This window comes from Leuconostoc sp. UCMA20149, assembly GCF_030400235.1.
Lineage (GTDB): Bacteria > Bacillota > Bacilli > Lactobacillales > Lactobacillaceae > Leuconostoc > Leuconostoc pseudomesenteroides.
Genome location: NZ_VJYC01000006.1, coordinates 52,725 through 71,555, shown reverse-complemented (window position 1 = coordinate 71,555; position 18,831 = coordinate 52,725). Strand labels below are relative to the sequence as shown.

Genomic DNA, 18,831 nt, shown 5'->3' with positions numbered 1-18,831 from the left:
TGTGAGTACATTTCCAAAAGATTTTTTGTGGGGCGGTGCCGTGGCGGCGCATCAATTTGAAGGTGGTTGGCAGGCAGACTGTAAGGGCATTAGCATAGCTGATGTCATGACGGCTGGCGATAATCAGACCAAACGACGGATTACAGATGGCGTTTTGCCTGATGAAAACTACCCTAATCATGAGGCAATTGATTTCTATCATCACTATAAAGAGGATGTTGCTTTATTTGCCGAACTTGGCTTAAAGGCATTCCGTACCAGTATTGCTTGGACACGAATTTTCCCTAATGGTGACGAAGATGAACCCAATGAAGCGGGACTTCAATTTTACGATGACTTATTTGATGAATTATTAAGTAAGGGCATTGAACCTGTTATTACTCTGTCTCACTTTGAAATGCCTTATCATCTTGTGACTGAATATGGCGGCTGGCGTAATCGCAAGATGATTGATTTCTTCACAAAATTTGCCGGCGTGGTTTTCCAACGCTATCGTGACAAGGTCAAATATTGGATGACTTTTAATGAGATCAATAATCAATCAGCAATGATGAATGAATGGTCACTGTTTACAAATTCTGGTATTGTGGTTAAACCAGATGAAGATGTTGAGCGTGTGATGTATCAAGCTAGTCACTATGAAGTGGTTGCGAGTGCCTTGGCCGTTCAAATTGGCCATGATATTAATCCTAACTTCCAAATTGGTGCCATGTTGGCACTTGGACCAGCCTATCCGGCTAGTCCAGATCCAAAAGACATCATGAAGGCAGAACGCGCTATGCAAGTCAATACTTGGTACGCTGACGTTCAAATAAAAGGGCGCTATCCTGCTTGGCTACGTCAATATTTCAAACAACGACAGTTTGATTTAGATATCACATTATCTGATTTAGATGTCTTGCAGGCTGGTACAGTGGATTACCTCGGCTTTTCATATTATGCTTCCCACGTTGTGCAAGCAGTCGCTGATGAGCGTGCTGACTTTACAACACGAGATGACAAAACAGAAATTCCAAATCCAACATTGGCTGCTTCAGATTGGGGTTGGATGATTGATCCTGTTGGTTTACGATATATGCTAAATTGGCTGACTGATCGTTATGAATTGCCACTCTTTATCGTTGAGAACGGATTGGGTGCATTTGATAAGGTTGAAGATGGTCAAATTCACGACAACTATCGTATTGACTACCTACGCCAACACATTGAGCAGATGGCGTTGGCTATCAATGTTGATGGTGTTAATCTGATTGGCTACACGCCATGGGGCTTCATCGATTTGGTATCAGCAGGGACCGGACAAATGGATAAGCGATATGGCATGATTTATGTTGATAAAAATGATGCCGGCGAGGGTAGTTTAAAACGATTGAAAAAAGATTCCTTCGCATGGTTTAATCAGGTGATTACAACAAATGGTGATAATTTGAATTAAGTTGAGCAAAGACTTGTTGTGGCGACCTCTCCGAACAATAAGTCTTTTGTTTTACGCTAAATTCAGGCATAATGGATGATAGTGCGTCAGAAAATACGAAATCTGGAAGGAAAATTTTATGGCAAAGGGAGAGCGTTCTGTTGCAACAGACACATTAGTCAAAAAAATAATGGATGACATCCAACAGTTACCGACCGGTTCCGGCACAATGCAATTGCCTCCAGAGCCTGAATTAATGGCAACCTATCAAGTCACAAGGTATACACTAAGACAAGCGCTGAAAAAGCTAAGCCAAATGGGTTATACTTTCCAAGCGCATGGTATTGGTACATTTGTGAGACCACGAATGAACAATCATGCCATTTCGTTACAAAATCCTGTCGGTATGACTGATGAAATGGCGCGTCAAGGGCGTCATTTAACAACTAAGCATGCCACGATACAGGCCACGACAGTTGCAGAAGCCGCTTTTCTACCCATCGGCACTCAATTAGATTCGAACATCCCGCTGTGGAGTGTGCGACGATTTAGATATGCTGACGATAAGCCATTTATTTTTGAGCAGTCTTATTATTTGCGAAACATTGTTCATCAAATTCCAGAAACAGCGCTTTACGGCTCATTATTTAATTTTGTAGAAGAAAATGATGCTTTAAAAGTCGGCTTTCAAGATACTATTATTGAAGCTGGATCAATGAGTCAAGAAATGGCAACTTTTTTTGATAGGCCTGAGCAAAGCCCCACATTGAGTGTGCGAGATGATTCTTATTTGAGTTCTGGACAACTTTTTGCCTTTTCAAAGTTAGGGTATGATGCTCGAGACACTAAATTATTTTTATTTAAAAAGATTTAATGAATACAAAAAATGCTATGCGCAAACCATGATTTGCGCATAGCATTTTTTGCTGGAATAATCAATAAAAATTTTGTGTTGATTCACGTTCAACTAACTGTCCATCAAACACAAGACGTTGCTTTTCTGAAGGGTTATTTTCACGAACATTTTTCAACAGATTATACATTAGCTTACCTGTTTCATAGAAGTCATATTCAAAGCTAGTGAGATGAGGGGTGACAGTTGTACTTAAATCAGATTTTCCAAATCCAATATATTTGGCTGATTGATGAGTGGCAATACCAGCTTGTAATGCACCAATTGTCATTCGATCAGTGGCACCAATCACCAAATCAAACGTATTCTCAGACATGACACTTAATGCATCATTTCTAGCCTCGTCAATGTTAAATTTGGTATGAATAGTGGTGACGTCGTAGTCTGCTAAAGCATGATAAACCCCAGTAAAACGCTCATGGCCAATGGACCAATCTTGTTGTTCAGGTATTGTCAGCAATAATACTTTTTTGGGGGTTAAAGACATGGCATACTGCCCAACTATGTCACCGGCTTGACGGTCATTCATTAAGACGCGATGAAAATCACCTTCATCTTGACCCTGAATGACGACTGGTACATCAAAAGCTTTCAGTGCGTCACGAATGTCATCAGTGATATTAGCGGTTAAAATGATTAGACCACTGACATGCTGGTTACGCAACTTTTCTATCGCCGCTAACTCGCGCGCGACCGATTGATAAGTGTTGACAATTAAAAAAGTGTCCTCATCATTGGCAGCATCCAAACCACGCAACATTTCCACCTGTGCTGTTGAATCTAAACGGGGGACAATGACCCCGACAGTGTGGTTAATTTTTAATTTCAAATTTTGCGCCAAAGCATTAGGCTGGTAATTATAATCTGAAACAATTGTGTCGATTTTGCGACGTGTTTTTTCACTGACAGAGCCACCATTTAAGTAACGTGAAACGGTGCTTTTTGCGACGTTAGCCATTCTGGCAATGTCTGCAATTGTAATCTTTTTTTCCATAAGGTTATCGTACCATAAATACGCAAGACAATATTTCAGTTCTAAAAATTAATTTAAAAAAAAAGATTGCATTAATCATTGAAAGCGGTTACAATGTAATTGTTAAGGAAATGGAAACGGTTCCAAATATCTCATCAGTATTTGAAAAAAGGAGTAGAATATGGATTATAGGAAAGTGGCTGAGCGTGTTGCGCAAGCAGTCAAGAAGGACAATATCGTAGCCGCAGCACATTGTGCGACGAGACTACGTTTGGTAGTGAAGGATGTTAAAAATATTGACCAAGCTGCTTTGGATAATGATCCAGATTTAAAAGGAACATTTAATGCCAATGGTCAATATCAAATCATTGTTGGTCCAGGAGATGTTAATGGTGTTTATGATGAATTTGTTAAATTAACTGGTGTTAAGCAGGCTTCAACTGACGATCTCAAAAAAATAGCTGTGGCTTCTGGTAAAAAGAATCCTTTAATGGATTTGGTTAAGGTCTTATCTGATATTTTCGTGCCATTGATTCCAGCGTTGGTGGCTGGTGGTTTATTGATGGCCTTGAACAACATTTTAACGCAGCCCAATATGTTTGGCCCAAAATCATTGGTAGGCATGTATCCCAGCATTACGGGAGTGTCTGAGATGGTCAACTTGATGGCTTCAGCGCCATTTGCATTTTTACCAATTTTGATTGGTATCACAGCGACACGCCGATTTGGTGGTAATGAAATTCTTGGTGCCGCTGCCGGCATGATGTTGGTGATGCCAAGTCTGGTTAATGGTTATAATGTTGCTGAAGCAGTTGCGACAGGAAAAATGCCAACTTGGGATTTGTTTGGTTTATCCGTCGCACAGGCAGGTTATCAAGGACAAGTGTTGCCAGTGATTGGTGTTGCTTTCATTCTGGCTACATTGGAAAAGTTTTTCCATAAGCACTTGAAAGGCGCAATTGATTTTACATTCACGCCAATGTTAGCCTTAATTATTACAGGATTTATCACTTTTATTGTGCTTGGTCCAGTTTTACGGACAGTATCTAACGGTATTACAGACGGGTTGACGTGGTTAGTGACAACATTTGGCTTTATTGGCTATGGTGTCTTTGGTTCATTCTACTCAGCTATCGTGATTACAGGACTTCATCAGAGTTTCCCAGCAATTGAGACGCAGTTGTTGGCCAACGTTGCAAAAACGGGTGGCGACTTTATTTTCCCAATTGCTACTGTGGCAAACGTCGCGCAAGGCGCTGCTACATTTGCCATTTACTTCTTGAGTAAAGGAAATGAAAAAGTTCGTGCGTTGTCTTCATCAGCAGGTGCTTCGGCAATGCTTGGTATTACTGAACCTGCGATGTTTGGTGTCAATTTGAAGTATAAGTTCCCATTCTTTATTGCGTTAGGATCGTCAGGAATTGCGGCTTTGGTTATGGGATTATTCCACGTGATGTCATCATCACTTGGTCCTGCCGGCTTGATTGGTTTTATTGCTATTCCAGCTAATAAATGGGTTGGTTTCTTCTTAGCAGTAGCAGTTGCTTTCATTGTCTCGTTTGTTGTGACATTAACGTATGGTAAGTCACACATGCCAAATCAAAATAATGATGCATCACAAGCAACCACAGATGTTTCAGCTGATGCTTCAACTGTTGATGGTTTTGAAATTAGTGCCCCAGTTTCTGGTCAATTAGTTGATTTGGCGACTGTCAATGATCCTGTTTTTGCCGGTGGTATGATGGGTAAAGGTGCTGCGATTGAACCAGCTGATGGGACAATAGTCGCACCGGCAGATGGTACAATTACTGTTGCTTATGCCACCAAACACGCCTATGGCTTAACCACAGCAGATGGGGTTGAAATTTTAATTCATATTGGTATCGATACCGTTAATTTAGATGGTAAAGGCTTTGAGAGCTTTGTCAAACAAGGACAAACTGTCTCGAAAGGTGATAAACTAGGAACGTTTGATGCAGCTATTATTAAAGACGCTGGCTATCCCGTAACGACAATGGTCTTAGTGACAAACACAAATAATTTTGAGCAGGTAATCGTTGATGCACCATATGGAAATCAAGTGATTACGACAGATGATATTTTGACAATCGTACCTAAGGCACAATAACAAAAGGAAGGTTTCAATGTTAGTAAAGAACGATACAATTTCCCGAGAGGAATTTCATTTATATCCAACACAGGGATTACTAAATGATCCCAATGGCTTGGTTTATTTCAAAGGAAAATATCATGTTTTCTTTCAATGGAATCCAAAGGCTTGTAATCACAAGTATAAAGAGTGGGGACACTTTGTTTCTAAAGATTTAATCACTTGGGAACGTGTTGAGACAGCCTTGAAGCCGTCATTGGCTGAAGATGCTGCTGGCATCTATTCTGGTACAGCATTTGTTAAAGATAATCGGTTGTATGTTTTTTATACCGGTAATGTACGTGACGAAGCTGGGCATAGTGTCGCCTCACATCAAATGTGGGCGGTGAGTGATGACGGGCTTAATTTCACTAGGTTAGGTCAATTGTTTCCTCATCCTGAAGGATTTACAAAAGATGTACGTGATCCAATGGTTTGGCAAGGTCAAAATGGACACTTTTTCATGATATTAGGTGCACGTCCTGATAATAATATTGGTGACATTATTGTTTACGAATCAACTAATTTTGAAAACTGGCAATTTAGAGGCTCATTGATTACCGGTGAATTAACTGAGGTGCGTGGTTACATGCTTGAGTGTCCTGATTTAATTGAAGTTGATGGCAAACAAGTGCTCATGTTCTCGCCACAGGGTCTTGCGCCGGATAAAATTAATCACCGGTACGAAAATATTCATAACACTGGTTATGTGGTGGGACATTTTGATGAAAAAACGGCTCATTTCACACCTGAAACATCATTTGAAGAAGTCGATCGTGGATTTGAGTTTTATGCGCCCCAAACATTAAGCGCCCCAGATGGCCGCCGTATTATGTGGGGATGGGCAGGAATGATGACCCCAGAGCGTGAAAGCAAGGTGCCGACTATCGCAGAGGACAACTGGGTTCATGTCTTGTCATTACCAAGAGTTTTGCACGTTACTGATGACAACAAATTAACCCAAGCACCAATCGCTGAATTAGTGCAGCCGATATCTGTAAAGCCAGAAGACGTTAGTGGTGTGGGCGCATACGCGTTGCACACACAAGCTGACTGGCTGATAAATTTCGGCGATGATTTAACCTTATCACGTCAAGAAAATCGATTAACCATGACGCGTAAGCAATGGGAAAGTGACCAATATGAAAGTCGTGAAGTGACCGGTAATTTGGATGAAGTGCTGTTGGTAGTTGATAAAGATATTATTGAGGTTTACACGGATAACGATCAACTAACGTTAACGGCGCGATATTTTTGAAGGTTAGCATTATTGATAAAAGGACATCAGCTCGAATGAGAACTGATGTCCTTTTTAACTATACAATGTGTACAAGAATATCTTGACATTTTATGAAACCGATTACATAATTGTAGTTGAGTTGATATTATATGTCATAAAATATCATTATTGGTGATATTTTAATGAGAGAACAGGAGAAACATTATGTTATTTTTGGTGAGTGCATACGAGGAAGGCTTTCGAGTTGGCGAATTAATGCGTTATTTTTTGTTTGCTGTTGTTTTAGTGACAATGGTGATGCTGGGAATCAGGGCATGGCGTAATCGTCACAATAAGTAATGGCTATCAGGGAGAAAACACATGACACATACTATGCAACAGATAACAATGATGGACATACCCAATAATATTGACAAAAAATTAACATTTATTGATTTTAATATAGATGGTGAATTATTTCCGCAACAGCCACAATCAAATAGCTTATTTTCAAAAGTGTTAGCTTCTAATCCATTTCCAATCGGAGTACTTGAATTGAAAAATGATGAGATTAAGATTGGCGATGAAACCAAGCATGTTTTTGCAACTTTTTCAACCGATCAGATTACATTTTTAGAAATAGGTATTTACCGTTCTGCAGTTCGGAATGCGCCTTTGGCACTGTTATCTTCTCGTTATACGCTTTATGTTCACTTAGTAGCCAATGAAAAACCATTTTTTATGTTAAATGATGATATTCAAGCGTTGGGCAAATTTATGTCAACCCTAAATTTTAAAAAATTTCATCTCGTTGATGAAATGAGTTTAATGACACATTTGGCACAATTAGGTGAATTAGACAATCAGTTATTTGAAGAGTTGGCCAAACGGACGAAATTTTTCATGCCGTTACAAATCATTGGTAGCAATGCGCGCGTGTAAGTTTTGGTCAAAGCAGGCTACTGATGTCGGCTTTTTATGTTTCTTCTCGACCCTGTTGGGAGAAGAAATGCTTTGTTATGACATTTTGATAATTCTTTATTTGTAGTGTGAGGGGATGATAATGTTTTGAATAGTCTGGTGGTAATCATTGTTTTCTGACGATAGATGTTTGATGAGTATTTCCGCAGCAGAAGCCCCCATCAAATAGGGTGATTGCTGAATGAATTTGAAATTCGGTGCAAGATAACGGGGCATCGCAGTATCGATGAAGCCAGTTATATTTTGCGTCTGATGCGCTTGCGTTAAAAAAGAAGGGTGTGTCAATAACTGAATCAATAAGCGTTCCTTCAAAACCACTAGTAAATTTTTGGGATTGTTTAGATCAACTGTTTCTGATAGCTTATTCACATCAAAATGCTCGGACTGCGTTTCAATGACATTAACTTGATCAAACACGGTTTTAATACCTGCAACACGTGCTACCCGTGTCGACAGTTTTTTCACCGGTTCGGTAATCACAGTCACACTAGAAAAAGAATCAGGAGAAAGTTGGGACATAGCATACTTTGCAATTTCAAAGTTATTGGTTGTTACCGAGCTCATTTCTAAATCAGCAAACTCACGATCAATTAGGACAATTGGCATATTATTGTTCAAAAATTTACGAATTACTGCACTATCTGTTGTCAGTGGTTGTAAAATAATCCCAGCAAAATTTTGATTATAGACGGACTCTAAATGTGCTTTTTCTGTTTTTAGATTGGAATCAGAATCCAGCAAGACACCGATATATCCAAAAGCACTTAAAATTGAAACAATCCCTTTAAAATATTCAGACGAAAAATACTCATCGATGTTAGAGGCAACAACAGCGACTAAGTTTGATCGTTTTTTTGCGAGTTGAACTGCAGCCGAATTTCTAATATAGTCAGTTTCAGTAATTATTTTTTTGATTTTTTGAGCCGTAGTTTCAGACATTTGGTTCAGTTGACCATTGAGGTATCGACTAACAGTTGCGATCGACACATTAGCCAGTTTGGCAATGTCGCTAATGGTCAGTTTTTGTTGATTTGTCATAAAAATAATCTCCGTTTAAAAAAAGCAATACACAAAACAATGTATTGCTTTTTTAAGTTTACCATAACGTTGTGATAAGTTTGAAAAGTATTATTCAAACTTAACGGAGCAGATAACCACCGTCGACTGGCAGTGTGACACCGGTTACATAGTCGGATGCATGGCTGGCCAAAAAGACAACTGTTCCCATTAATTCTTTAGGATTGGCCCAGTGACCTGCAGGAATGTGATTCAAAATTTCTTCATTTCGTGTTTTATCTTCTTGCAAAGCCTTGGTCATTGGTGTGTCAATATATCCGGGTGCAATGGCATTGACTTGAATATTATCCGGAGCCAAAGCATCTGCGTATGCTTTTGTTAAGCCAATCACACCGTGTTTGCTGGCTGTGTATGGGAAAATGAATTTACCAGCACGATATGATTGCATTGAACCGATATTGATTATTTTACCACCACCAGCTTTTGCCATTATCAACGCAGCAGCTTTTGAAATATGATACATTGCGTTGAGGTTCAAATTGATGACAGCGTCCCAATCATCGTCAGGAAATGCTTGCCACTCGTGTCGTATTTGAAGACCAGCGTTGTTAACTAAAATATCTAACTTACTACCGTGATCATTAACAAAATTTGTCACAGCATCCCCAACATTTTTGCTTGTAATATCCAGTTTTAGGAAGTGGACAGTCTGACCATTCGATTCAACCACTTTTTTTGTTTCAGACCAACCATTTTCACTGTGAGAAATGACTAAAATATTAGCGCCTACCGCACTCAGTGCCTCCGTATAATAACGACCTAATCCTGATGCACCACCAGTAACTAAGGCAGTTTTACCAGCAAGACTAAAAGTATCGAGTCCAAAATCTTTTGTGTGCATAACCATTCTCCTTTTTATTAAGTAGCAGTGAGTTATAGTTACGTAAACGCTTACGTAAACCTTATAAACAAATCATACTATGATGTTCGTTATTATTCAAGTAATTGATTTGGTCGAGTGTATCATTTGGTAGTGATCAAAAAAACTAACCCTGTAAGGGTTAGCTTTTGCTTGGCTTGATATGATGATTAAAACTTGTCAGCAAATGTCACAAACTTCTGGGCAGCGCCTGCCAAGAACGCTTTTGTGTCGTCATTTGTAATTTGACCAGTTTCATCAGCTAAATTGCCTGTGTTACCAATGTAAAGTTCTGGTTGTTGTAGAGTTGGCATATCTAAAAATACCAATGATTGACGTAAGACATGATGTGCTAAAACACCAGCTGTCCCACCAATTGATTGTGAGGCGACTAATGCAGGCTTTCCTGCCCAAGAATTTTGCCCCCAAGGTCGTGATGCAATATCCAATGCGTTTTTCAATGCAGCTGGAATGCTACGATTATGTTCTGGTGTGACAAAGATGAATGCGTCTTGTGCTGCCACTTGTTCTCTAAATGCTGTGTAAACTTCTGGTGAGTTTTCATCATAGTCCTGATTATAAATGGGTAGATTACTGATATTTAAATAAGTAACGTCTGCGTCCTCAGGAAGTCCAGCAACAAGTGCATCTGCGACACCTTTTGAATAAGAATTTTTGCGAATTGAACCAATTACGATACCAAATTTTGTCATGGGTGTTTACCTCTTTCTAGTTACTAAAAGTAAGTATAAAACTTGTAATATGATTTTGCAAGCATTTTCTGGTTATTTTCACGACAAAAGCAGTACAGGGACAGTAGTTGACTTTTTAATACAAACTAAATGACCACAAGTAACATATCAAACTATGACAATGTTATTGGTCTACCAATCATAAATACTGTTATAATATTGACAAATCGTAAATTAGTAAAGTATCCATAATTAAGAGGGGAATCACAAATGGATTTAGAAAAAAAGACTAAATGGTCGTCTGCGGGCGCACTAATTGCTTTGGGTATCGTTTATGGCGACATTGGTACGTCGCCATTGTATACGATGAATTCCATCTTGAATAGTGCAAGGAGTACTCAGCATTTAAATGAGTTTGTTATTGGTTCGGTTTCTTTGGTGTTTTGGACACTGATGTTGATTACGACCATTAAATATGTTTTGATTGCATTGCGTGCTGATAATCATGGGGAGGGTGGCATTTTTGCGCTTTATAGTCGTGTTCAAAGTGTCAATAAAAAATGGCTGTTGATTCCAGCTTTAATTGGTGGATCAGCTTTGTTAGCAGACGGGACGCTGACGCCTGCCGTTACCGTAACAACAGCAATTGAAGGTTTAAAAGGGCAAGGCTTTGGCATTTTATCCTTTCCAAATGATCAATTTATTGTCATGGTTACCGTAACAGTTATTTTGGTGATTATTTTTACATTTCAGCGGGCAGGTACCAAGAAGATAGGTAATTTATTTGGGCCGGTTATGTTAGTGTGGTTCCTTTTTATTGGTTTCTTTGGCTTGATTAATATTTTTAGTGATTTATCGATCCTGAAAGCACTGTCGCCCGTTTATGCTATACAGGTACTTGTGAGTCCAGAAAATAAAACTGGTATTTTTATATTAGGAAGTGTTTTCTTGGCTACCACTGGTGCTGAGGCACTTTATTCAGATATGGGTCACGTTGGTAAGCACAATATCTATATTAGCTGGCCGTTTGTTTATACAATGTTGATTTTAAATTATATGGGACAAGGGGCGTGGATTATGACCCATAGCAGCCAAGCAAACCTTCTGAAGCAAGCCTCAAATCCGTTTTTTGAGATTTTGCCTCATTCTTGGCGGCTTGTCGGGGTTATATTAGCAACTTTAGCGGCAGTAATTGCATCGCAAGCGTTGATTTCTGGTGCCTATACTCTAGTTAGTGAGGCAATTAATCTCAAAGTAATCCCAAGACTAAGGACATTTTATCCTAGTGACGCTCGTGGTCAAATGTATATTGCCACTGTAAATTGGATTTTGTGTGTGATAGGCTTGATTATTGTATGGGTATTTCAAACTTCGCACAATATGGAGGCAGCTTATGGTCTGTCAATTACAATTACCATGTTGATGACAACAGTGCTACTATTTGAATTTGTGAGGAAGTATCAGTCAATCCTTGTGGCAAGCTTGTTTGCGATTGTGTTTGGCTTCATTGAAGTTGTCTTTTTGATTGCTAGTCTTGGTAAGTTTTTACACGGTGGATATGCCACCTTGATTATCATGTTGGCTATTTTGATAATGATGACCGTTTGGTTTTATGGTAATAAACGTCGTGAACAAATTGCCAAAAAAGATGATTATTTGTCTTTGCGAGATTATCGTAAACAGTTAGTCAACTTATCTGAAGATGAAAATGAGCCGCTATTTGCGACAAATCTTGTTTATATTGCTAACGTCCATCAAAATTACATGTTGAAGCGATCCGTTATTTACTCATTGATAGGATCCAAGCCCAAGCGTGCTGCTGTTTACTGGTTTGTCACCGTTCGTGAAGCAACGGATCCTTATGAAAAAAGTTACGAAGTTGATATGATGGGGACAACAAATATAGTGCATGTCACATTCAGGCTTGGTTTTAAAGTTGAGCCGCAAATTCATCTGTATATCAAACAAATTGCTAACGACTTAATTAAAAAAGAAGTTCTAAAACCTCAGTTTCCAAGATATGCGATTGATAAGCACGGTAGTGTGAGTGATTTTAAGTATGTTATTGCTAATCAATATTCAGCTGATTTATTGCGTTTACCAAACATTCATCCTTGGGATCGTTTCTTGATTGGTGGTCGCTTATGGTTGCAAGGCCACACTGTTAAACCAAGTAGCTTTTATGGGCTTGAGTTAAGTGATGTTATTGAAGAAACTGTACCATTATTTTTGGATAATAATAAAAAAGTCAAATTAATTCAAAGTGATTTGAAGAATGTCGTCAAAAAAGACAATGAGTGAATCAATTTAGTTCGTTGTAAACTGGATGTTAGTTCTACAATCTTCAAAAAAAAGAGTGACACGTTCAATGTGCCACTCTTTTTTAATAGAGATTACGATAAAAAACTGCTTTATCGGTCCACTTATTATTTTCTAACATGAAGCCTTTTCGAACTGTTTCAAATGAAAAGCCCAATTTTTTTAGTAAGTTTTGAGAAGGATAATTTTCCAATGCAACATGAGCTTCAATACGATGAAATCCTGCTGTGTCAGCAAGATAGGGCATGAGTGCAGATAACGCTTCAAAGGCAAAGCCTTGACGCCATAGTTGATTATGGATAAAGTAGCCTAATTCTCCCCACGCCATATTGGTTCTAGCTAGCGTTGCAACATCAATCATACCGATGTGATTGTGATTTTTATCAAAGATAGCCAAAATCAAAATATCGTCAGTTTCACGTAACCGATTATGCTTACCAACTAAGTCGGCAAACCAATCTGCTGTACAAATGCTCATGTCTAACTTGCCTTCATCATAAGGGCTTTGGGCAGGAAAGCGATTAGAAAAACCATTAAACCAACTTTCGTAGTCATCTATTTGCAATGGTTTAAGAATCAGTCGTTCTGTTACAATGGGTGTCATGCTTTGGATAATTTCTCCTGTGGTATGGGGTTATTTGTGATAAATGATAACTAACGGATGACATGAAAGGCAACAATTTGGTATATCATATATTACAATAGGTATAGTGAAAAACAATAACTATAATTTAACAATAATGTCGGCGAAATACAAGCTCGGCGTTTTGCAATAAGATGAAAAAAGTGGGAGTGCCATGGGTTTTAAAATATTTGTAGTCGAGGATAATCATGAAATTGTTAATTTATTAAAAAAATCATTATCAAGTTGGGGATTTTTAATTGAAGCGTGCCATGATTTCAATCATGTCAAAACAGAAGTGGACCAATTTTTGCCGCATTTAATTTTAATGGATATTAATTTACCGTATCATAATGGCTTTTTTTGGACACAAGCAATCCGAAAGGATAGTGTGGTTCCAATTATATTTTTATCCAGTCGTGATGACAACACAGACCAAATTTTGGCGATGAATTTTGGTGGTGATGACTATGTCACCAAGCCATTTAATATTGAATTGTTGATTGTCAAAATTAATGCGCTTTTGCGTCGTGAATATACGTTTGTGTCTGATCGAAGCGTTCTAAAATTTCAAGATTTTAGTTTAGATATTATTGATGATCAACTCAGAACGGGAACACGCTCAGTAACTTTGACTAGAAATGAAACCAAGTTGTTACACTTATTGTTTAGTCATCAATATCAAGTGGTGTCTCGCGAAGATATTATGTCAAATTTATGGGACAATGATATTTTTATTGATCGCAATACGTTGTCAGTGACTTTGGCACGTTTACGTCAAAAAACTGCAACAATCGGATTTGCAAAATTTTTGGTCACGGTTAAAGGGAAAGGGTTGTCGTTAAATGATTAAAAAATGTTTGCAATCAATTTGGTTATTTTTGCTGGATTATTGGTATTTTTACCTGCTTTTTGTTTTCATTTTTGGGGCTTTATTTTGGAGTGTTGTGATGCGCTCTCTAGATATTGATGCTGCAATTGATGCACTTTATGTGGGCTTGTATTTTTTATTTGGTATGACATTGTTATTGTTTTGGCGATGGTTCCAAACACGAAAAACTTTAAAAAATATTTTGTCAGATGATTGCTTGTCGGTCGATAATTTAAGCTTACCAGCGACTTCTTCCGTGGCTCATTTGTACCAAGATTTGCTCAAACAACAGGCACTTCAGCAGAAAAAAGCGTTAGCTACTCAGGCTAACACCATACAAGACATTCAAGATTATTATGCCATGTGGGCACATCAAATTAAAGTGCCATTGTCTGTGTTGGATTTGATGAATCAAACCGATACGATTGAAAAATATGAAACGAGTAACCAATTGCTCATTGTGAATCAATATTTGAATATGATGCTACAATTTATTCGTCTCAAGAATTTACATCAAGACTTGACATTCAAACCTATCCATTTGCAGGCAATTGTGCGTGATGTGATTAAAGCGTATAAATTGTTTTTCATCCGCCAAAATCTATCGGTTTCAATGGTGGGCGATGATTTTACAGTTGTGAGTGATCCTAAATGGGTGCAATTTGTTTTAGAACAAATTATTTTTAATGCGATTAAGTATACACCACAAGGTCGCATTCAAGTGATGTTTGTTAATCAGCATCAAGTAGTGATTGAAGATACTGGTATTGGCATTGCAGCCAGTGATTTGCCGAGATTATTTGACAAAGGTTATACGGGACTAAATGGTCGGCTTGAAAATAACAGTAGTGGTTTGGGGCTGTTCATGGTGAAGCAAATTTTAAGTGAGCTTGGACATGATATCAAAATTGCGTCGGTGGTGGGAAGCGGCACCACGGTAACAATTGATTTTAAGCAGACAAAAACACAACCTTACGAAACTGTAAGCTTTAGTGATGAGGTGTAAGGCAACTCACCTCTTTTTTCATTTAAAATGAATATAGACATAACAAAGGGGGAATTCATTTTATGACATTACTAAAAGTTGAGCATCTCAAAAAAGAGTATCGAGGTAAATTTAAAAACAATACGGTTACGGCATTGGCTGACGTCAATTTTGAAGTTGAAGCTGGTGAATTTATTGCAATCATGGGCGAGTCTGGTTCCGGAAAATCGACGCTATTAAATTGTATTGCAACATTAGACAAGCCAACAACAGGGACAATCATGCTTAATAACGAGGATTTGACTACCTTATCTGATAAAGCATTGGCAAGCTATCGACGTGATCACTTGGGCTTCGTTTTTCAAGATTTTAACTTACTAGATACAATGTCAGTCAGAGACAATATTTATTTACCACTCGTTTTGGCAAACAGAACAAAAAATAAAGCAGAAAAATTGCACCGATTATCGGAACAATTAGGTATTCAAGATTTGCTTAATAAATATCCATTTGAATTATCAGGCGGACAAATGCAGCGAGTGGCGATTGGCCGCGCTTTGATTACCAATCCTGATATTTTACTAGGTGACGAACCAACTGGGGCACTGGATTCAAAAAATGCGGCTGAAATTTTGTCGCTATTTAGGAAGTACAATGAAAGTAATCAGACAATTCTGATGGTGACGCATTCAGCGTTAGCGGCAAGCTGTGCTAAGCGCGTTTTATTTATCAAGGATGGGATGGTTTTTCATCAAATTTATCGTGGTAATCGTAATGATCAAGAAATGTTAATCACGATCAATGATGCCACAACGAATTTGTTTGGGGGAGCAATGTGACATGTTATATTGGAAATTAGCTTGGCAATCAATTGTCAAAAATAAGTTAGAATATTTACCATTTATGTTGGCTGGTACTGCTGCGGTGGCTTTGAACTTGGTCATTCAATTATTGATTTATTCAAAAGGTGTCCAAACACTAAGAGCGAGTAGCTCAGTCATAGAGTTGCTTATGTTTGGACAAATCGTTATTGGTCTGTTGTCTGTCATTTTTTTGCTATATACATACAGCTTTTTAAATAAACGCAAACAATCGGAATTTGGGCTATTCAGCATTTTAGGGATGCAAAAAAGAGATCTCATCAAAATTAGTTGGCGACAACAATTGATCAACTACATGATTGTCACAGTGATTGGGGTTGTGACTGGTGTGCTGTTTAGTAAACTATTATTATTGCTGTTTATTAAATTAGTTGGGGGCAATAACTTTCAACTCAACATTGCTTTAGGTGCAATCATTTTCGTCACGATATTCTTTGGCTTAGGATTTATGCTGCTGCTATTAAGTGATATTTTGGTGATTTGGCGGTTGAAAACAATATCGCTCCTTCAAGCGTCACAAAAGGGTGATCGTGAACCTAAAAGCCATTGGCTGTTATTTGGTTTGGGGATCGTACTGATGGGTTGGGGGTACTATATTTCACTAACTGTCGACTCCCCTTTAAAGGCAATGAGAATTTTTTTCTTAGCTGTAATCATGGTTGTAATAGCGACATATTTGCTATTTATTGTGGCATCTACTATTGTGCTAAAAACAATGAAAAAGCACACCAATTACTACTATCAAACAGATCATTTCATTACTGTTTCTAATATGTTGTTTCGGATGAGACAAAATGCCACCGGCTTGGCAAGTATTTCGTTGCTCACTACAATGGCATTAGTTGTGATTGTCACGACGGTATCAATGTTTGTAGGACAGCAAGATTATGTCAATAAACAATTTCCACGTGATGTTATGATGACTAACGTGGCTAATCAAAGCATATCGGAAAATAAGGTGAAACAAGCTGCTGCTGATAATAATGTGGTGCTCAGTAAAATGTATCACATGGAAATCAGTAATCCAATCACGGGTTATTTAACCAGCAGTGGTCATGCCATGCCGTTAAGTGGTACAACAGTTACAAGAGCTGATAATTTGTCAGACTTTCTATTTATGACAATCCAACAATTTAATCAGTTGACAAATCAACATGGTGGGACATTAGCGGCAAACGAAGTCTATGCTTATGATCGGCAAGGTACATTTAAGAATAATACGATCAAATTCTTGAATCAAAGCTATCATGTCAAAAAACATTTATCTAAAATCGATGGCGTGCCAAGTATGCAAGCTAGCATGACTCACTCAATGATTATTGTGATACCGTCTAAGACTGTGACAGACAAAATTGGTTCAGCATTCAATGATTTGGGTGAGAATAAACAATCTATTTCGTATACTAACCAACTTTTGTTTGATATCAAAGGCTCAGACAAGCAAAAAGACAAGTTCTTAAAAACATTTAAGGGTGAACAAAATATTATTGTTGACAGTAAATCAGAAACTATGTCAGTGCTAAAAAGTTTCTATGGGGGATTCTTCTTTATTGGTTTGATTTTTTCAATCAGCTTTATTATGGCAACAGGACTCATTATTTACTATAAGCAGATTTCCGAGGGACGTTCAGATAAGAAGCAGTTTGACATTTTGCAAAAAGTAGGTATGTCTCATAGTGAGGTGAAACGTACGGTCAAATCACAAGTTGTATGGGTATTTGGATTGCCGGTTGTGGTTGCCATTACACATTTATGTTTTGCAATGCCAATGATCAATAAAATTTTACAAATATTCGGGGTAACGATAGGACCAGTGGTGTATACAACAATGAGTCTTACAATTGCTGGGGTCGTGCTAATATATTTTGGTATCTACCTGAAGACATCAAAAACATACTTTAAACAAGTAGCACGAAAAAATTAAATCGTAATGAAACGCGCAATTTAAATTATTTTTCATTTTTAGTCATGATGAGGTTAACGCTGAATCGTGGCTTTTTATGTCTGCCAAAACATGCTAAAATCTAAGGCAAGCAAGCGGAGGATAAAAACGATGGTAGCACAAAAAGTGGTCTTGATTACGGGAGCTAGCAGTGGTATTGGGTATCAAACAGCTAAAAAATTAGCGACTCAACAGTTCAAAGTCTATGGTGCGGCTCGACGTGTAGACAGGCTGGCATCATTAGTTCAGTTAGGTGTCTCACCAATTTATATGGATATTACCGATGATGAGACGATTACTAAAGCAGTGGCGCACATTATTGAGGCGTCTGGACGAATTGATGTTTTAATCAACAATGCTGGGTACGGATCCTATGGTGCCATTGAAAACGTGCCCATTTCGGAGGCTAAAAAACAATTTGACACTAATTTATTTGGATTAGCCAAATTGACACAACTAGTCTTACCTTACATGAGAGCGCAACAATCTGGTCGCATTATCAATGTATCCTCGATGGCTGGTAGAATGACAACTTATATGGGTGCTTGGTATCATGCCACAAAATATGCACTAGAAGGATTTAGTGATGCGCTGAGAATGGAAGTAAAGCCTTTTGGTATTGATGTCGTGCTCATTGAACCCGGTGGTATTAAAACGAATTGGGGGATAATCGCGGCTGATAATCTTAAAAAAACGTCTCAAGGAACAGCTTACCAAGAACATGCTTTAGCGGCATCAGAACGTATGAGACAACTTTATTCATCAGATAAGTTAACTGCTCCAGAAGTGATAGCAGATACAATTGTGAAGTCTGTCATCAATAAACGAACAAAAACAAGATATTTAGTTGGTTACGGTGCCAAGGCATTAGTTGCATTACACACTATTTTGCCAACACGCGCGTTTGACAAGATCATTCAAAAGCTTGTTTGAT

General features: G+C 38.2%; 17 protein-coding genes. 12 read left to right on the top strand and 5 right to left on the bottom strand.

What is annotated here, in order from left to right; translation table 11 throughout:
- Window position 1: 1 nt before the first annotated feature.
- Together FF105_RS06550 and FF105_RS06545 are read left to right on the top strand one after the other, a co-directional pair.
- Complete coding sequence (locus FF105_RS06550) at window positions 2-1,435, top strand: 6-phospho-beta-glucosidase (RefSeq protein WP_010281804.1); 1,434 nt, start codon at window positions 2-4, stop codon at window positions 1,433-1,435.
- A 118-nt stretch (window positions 1,436-1,553) separates the two neighbouring features.
- Window positions 1,554-2,288, top strand: a complete 735-nt coding sequence (locus tag FF105_RS06545; protein ID WP_290046476.1) for a GntR family transcriptional regulator — start codon at window positions 1,554-1,556, stop codon at window positions 2,286-2,288.
- 61 nt (window positions 2,289-2,349) lie between these two features.
- On the opposite strand, the gene FF105_RS06540 is transcribed toward FF105_RS06545, so the two are convergent.
- Window positions 2,350-3,321, bottom strand: coding sequence for a LacI family DNA-binding transcriptional regulator (locus tag FF105_RS06540; RefSeq protein ID WP_148422859.1), 972 nt, complete (start codon window positions 3,319-3,321; stop codon window positions 2,350-2,352).
- Between the two features lie 160 nt (window positions 3,322-3,481).
- Here FF105_RS06540 and FF105_RS06535 point away from each other — a divergent pair, with 160 nt between their 5' ends.
- From FF105_RS06535 to FF105_RS06520, 4 genes are all read left to right on the top strand, one after another.
- Window positions 3,482-5,428 carry a sucrose-specific PTS transporter subunit IIBC gene (locus FF105_RS06535; RefSeq protein WP_010280401.1) on the top strand — a complete coding sequence of 649 codons (1,947 nt, stop codon included), beginning with the start codon at window positions 3,482-3,484 and terminating at the stop codon, window positions 5,426-5,428.
- 16 nt (window positions 5,429-5,444) lie between these two features.
- The gene (locus FF105_RS06530; protein WP_290046475.1) at window positions 5,445-6,707 is read left to right on the top strand and encodes a glycoside hydrolase family 32 protein; all 1,263 of its coding nucleotides are present in this window, start codon (window positions 5,445-5,447) and stop codon (window positions 6,705-6,707) included.
- A gap of 186 nt (window positions 6,708-6,893) precedes the next feature.
- Window positions 6,894-7,028, top strand: coding sequence for a hypothetical protein (locus FF105_RS06525; protein WP_010280396.1), 135 nt, complete (start codon window positions 6,894-6,896; stop codon window positions 7,026-7,028).
- Window positions 7,029-7,049: 21 nt separating this feature from the next.
- Window positions 7,050-7,610, top strand: a complete 561-nt coding sequence (locus FF105_RS06520) for a hypothetical protein (RefSeq protein ID WP_010280395.1) — start codon at window positions 7,050-7,052, stop codon at window positions 7,608-7,610.
- 96 nt (window positions 7,611-7,706) lie between these two features.
- On the opposite strand, the gene FF105_RS06515 is transcribed toward FF105_RS06520, so the two are convergent.
- The 3 genes from FF105_RS06515 to FF105_RS06505 all read right to left on the bottom strand — a co-directional run bounded on the left by FF105_RS06515 (window position 7,707) and on the right by FF105_RS06505 (window position 10,298).
- Window positions 7,707-8,687 (bottom strand): LacI family DNA-binding transcriptional regulator, encoded by a 981-nt coding sequence (locus FF105_RS06515; protein ID WP_010280394.1) that lies wholly within the window; start codon window positions 8,685-8,687, stop codon window positions 7,707-7,709.
- 100 nt (window positions 8,688-8,787) lie between these two features.
- Window positions 8,788-9,567 carry an SDR family oxidoreductase gene (locus FF105_RS06510; protein WP_010280392.1) on the bottom strand — a complete coding sequence of 260 codons (780 nt, stop codon included), beginning with the start codon at window positions 9,565-9,567 and terminating at the stop codon, window positions 8,788-8,790.
- Window positions 9,568-9,755: 188 nt separating this feature from the next.
- Window positions 9,756-10,298 (bottom strand): NADPH-dependent FMN reductase, encoded by a 543-nt coding sequence (locus tag FF105_RS06505; protein ID WP_010280390.1) that lies wholly within the window; start codon window positions 10,296-10,298, stop codon window positions 9,756-9,758.
- 249 nt (window positions 10,299-10,547) lie between these two features.
- On the opposite strand from FF105_RS06505, the gene FF105_RS06500 reads away from it, so the two are divergent.
- A complete protein-coding gene (locus tag FF105_RS06500; protein WP_290046474.1) occupies window positions 10,548-12,578 on the top strand; it encodes a KUP/HAK/KT family potassium transporter in 2,031 nt (676 codons plus the stop codon).
- A gap of 82 nt (window positions 12,579-12,660) precedes the next feature.
- Here FF105_RS06500 and FF105_RS06495 read toward each other — a convergent pair whose 3' ends face one another.
- Complete coding sequence (locus FF105_RS06495; protein WP_211640419.1) at window positions 12,661-13,200, bottom strand: GNAT family N-acetyltransferase; 540 nt, start codon at window positions 13,198-13,200, stop codon at window positions 12,661-12,663.
- A gap of 193 nt (window positions 13,201-13,393) precedes the next feature.
- On the opposite strand from FF105_RS06495, the gene FF105_RS06490 reads away from it, so the two are divergent.
- The 5 genes from FF105_RS06490 (at window position 13,394) to FF105_RS06470 (ending at window position 18,830) form a co-directional block, all read left to right on the top strand.
- Window positions 13,394-14,071, top strand: a complete 678-nt coding sequence (locus FF105_RS06490; protein ID WP_188353284.1) for a response regulator transcription factor — start codon at window positions 13,394-13,396, stop codon at window positions 14,069-14,071.
- Between the two features lie 97 nt (window positions 14,072-14,168).
- A complete protein-coding gene (locus FF105_RS06485) occupies window positions 14,169-15,095 on the top strand; it encodes a sensor histidine kinase (RefSeq protein ID WP_233610688.1) in 927 nt (308 codons plus the stop codon).
- Window positions 15,096-15,157: 62 nt separating this feature from the next.
- Window positions 15,158-15,913: an ABC transporter ATP-binding protein gene (locus FF105_RS06480; RefSeq protein WP_010280380.1), complete on the top strand. Its 756-nt coding sequence runs from the start codon at window positions 15,158-15,160 to the stop codon at window positions 15,911-15,913.
- Window position 15,914: 1 nt separating this feature from the next.
- Entirely contained in the window at window positions 15,915-17,879 is a 1,965-nt protein-coding gene (locus tag FF105_RS06475; protein ID WP_211640420.1) for an FtsX-like permease family protein, read from the top strand.
- A gap of 129 nt (window positions 17,880-18,008) precedes the next feature.
- Complete coding sequence (locus FF105_RS06470) at window positions 18,009-18,830, top strand: oxidoreductase (protein WP_147651442.1); 822 nt, start codon at window positions 18,009-18,011, stop codon at window positions 18,828-18,830.
- The last annotated feature ends 1 nt before the right edge of the window (window position 18,831 follow it).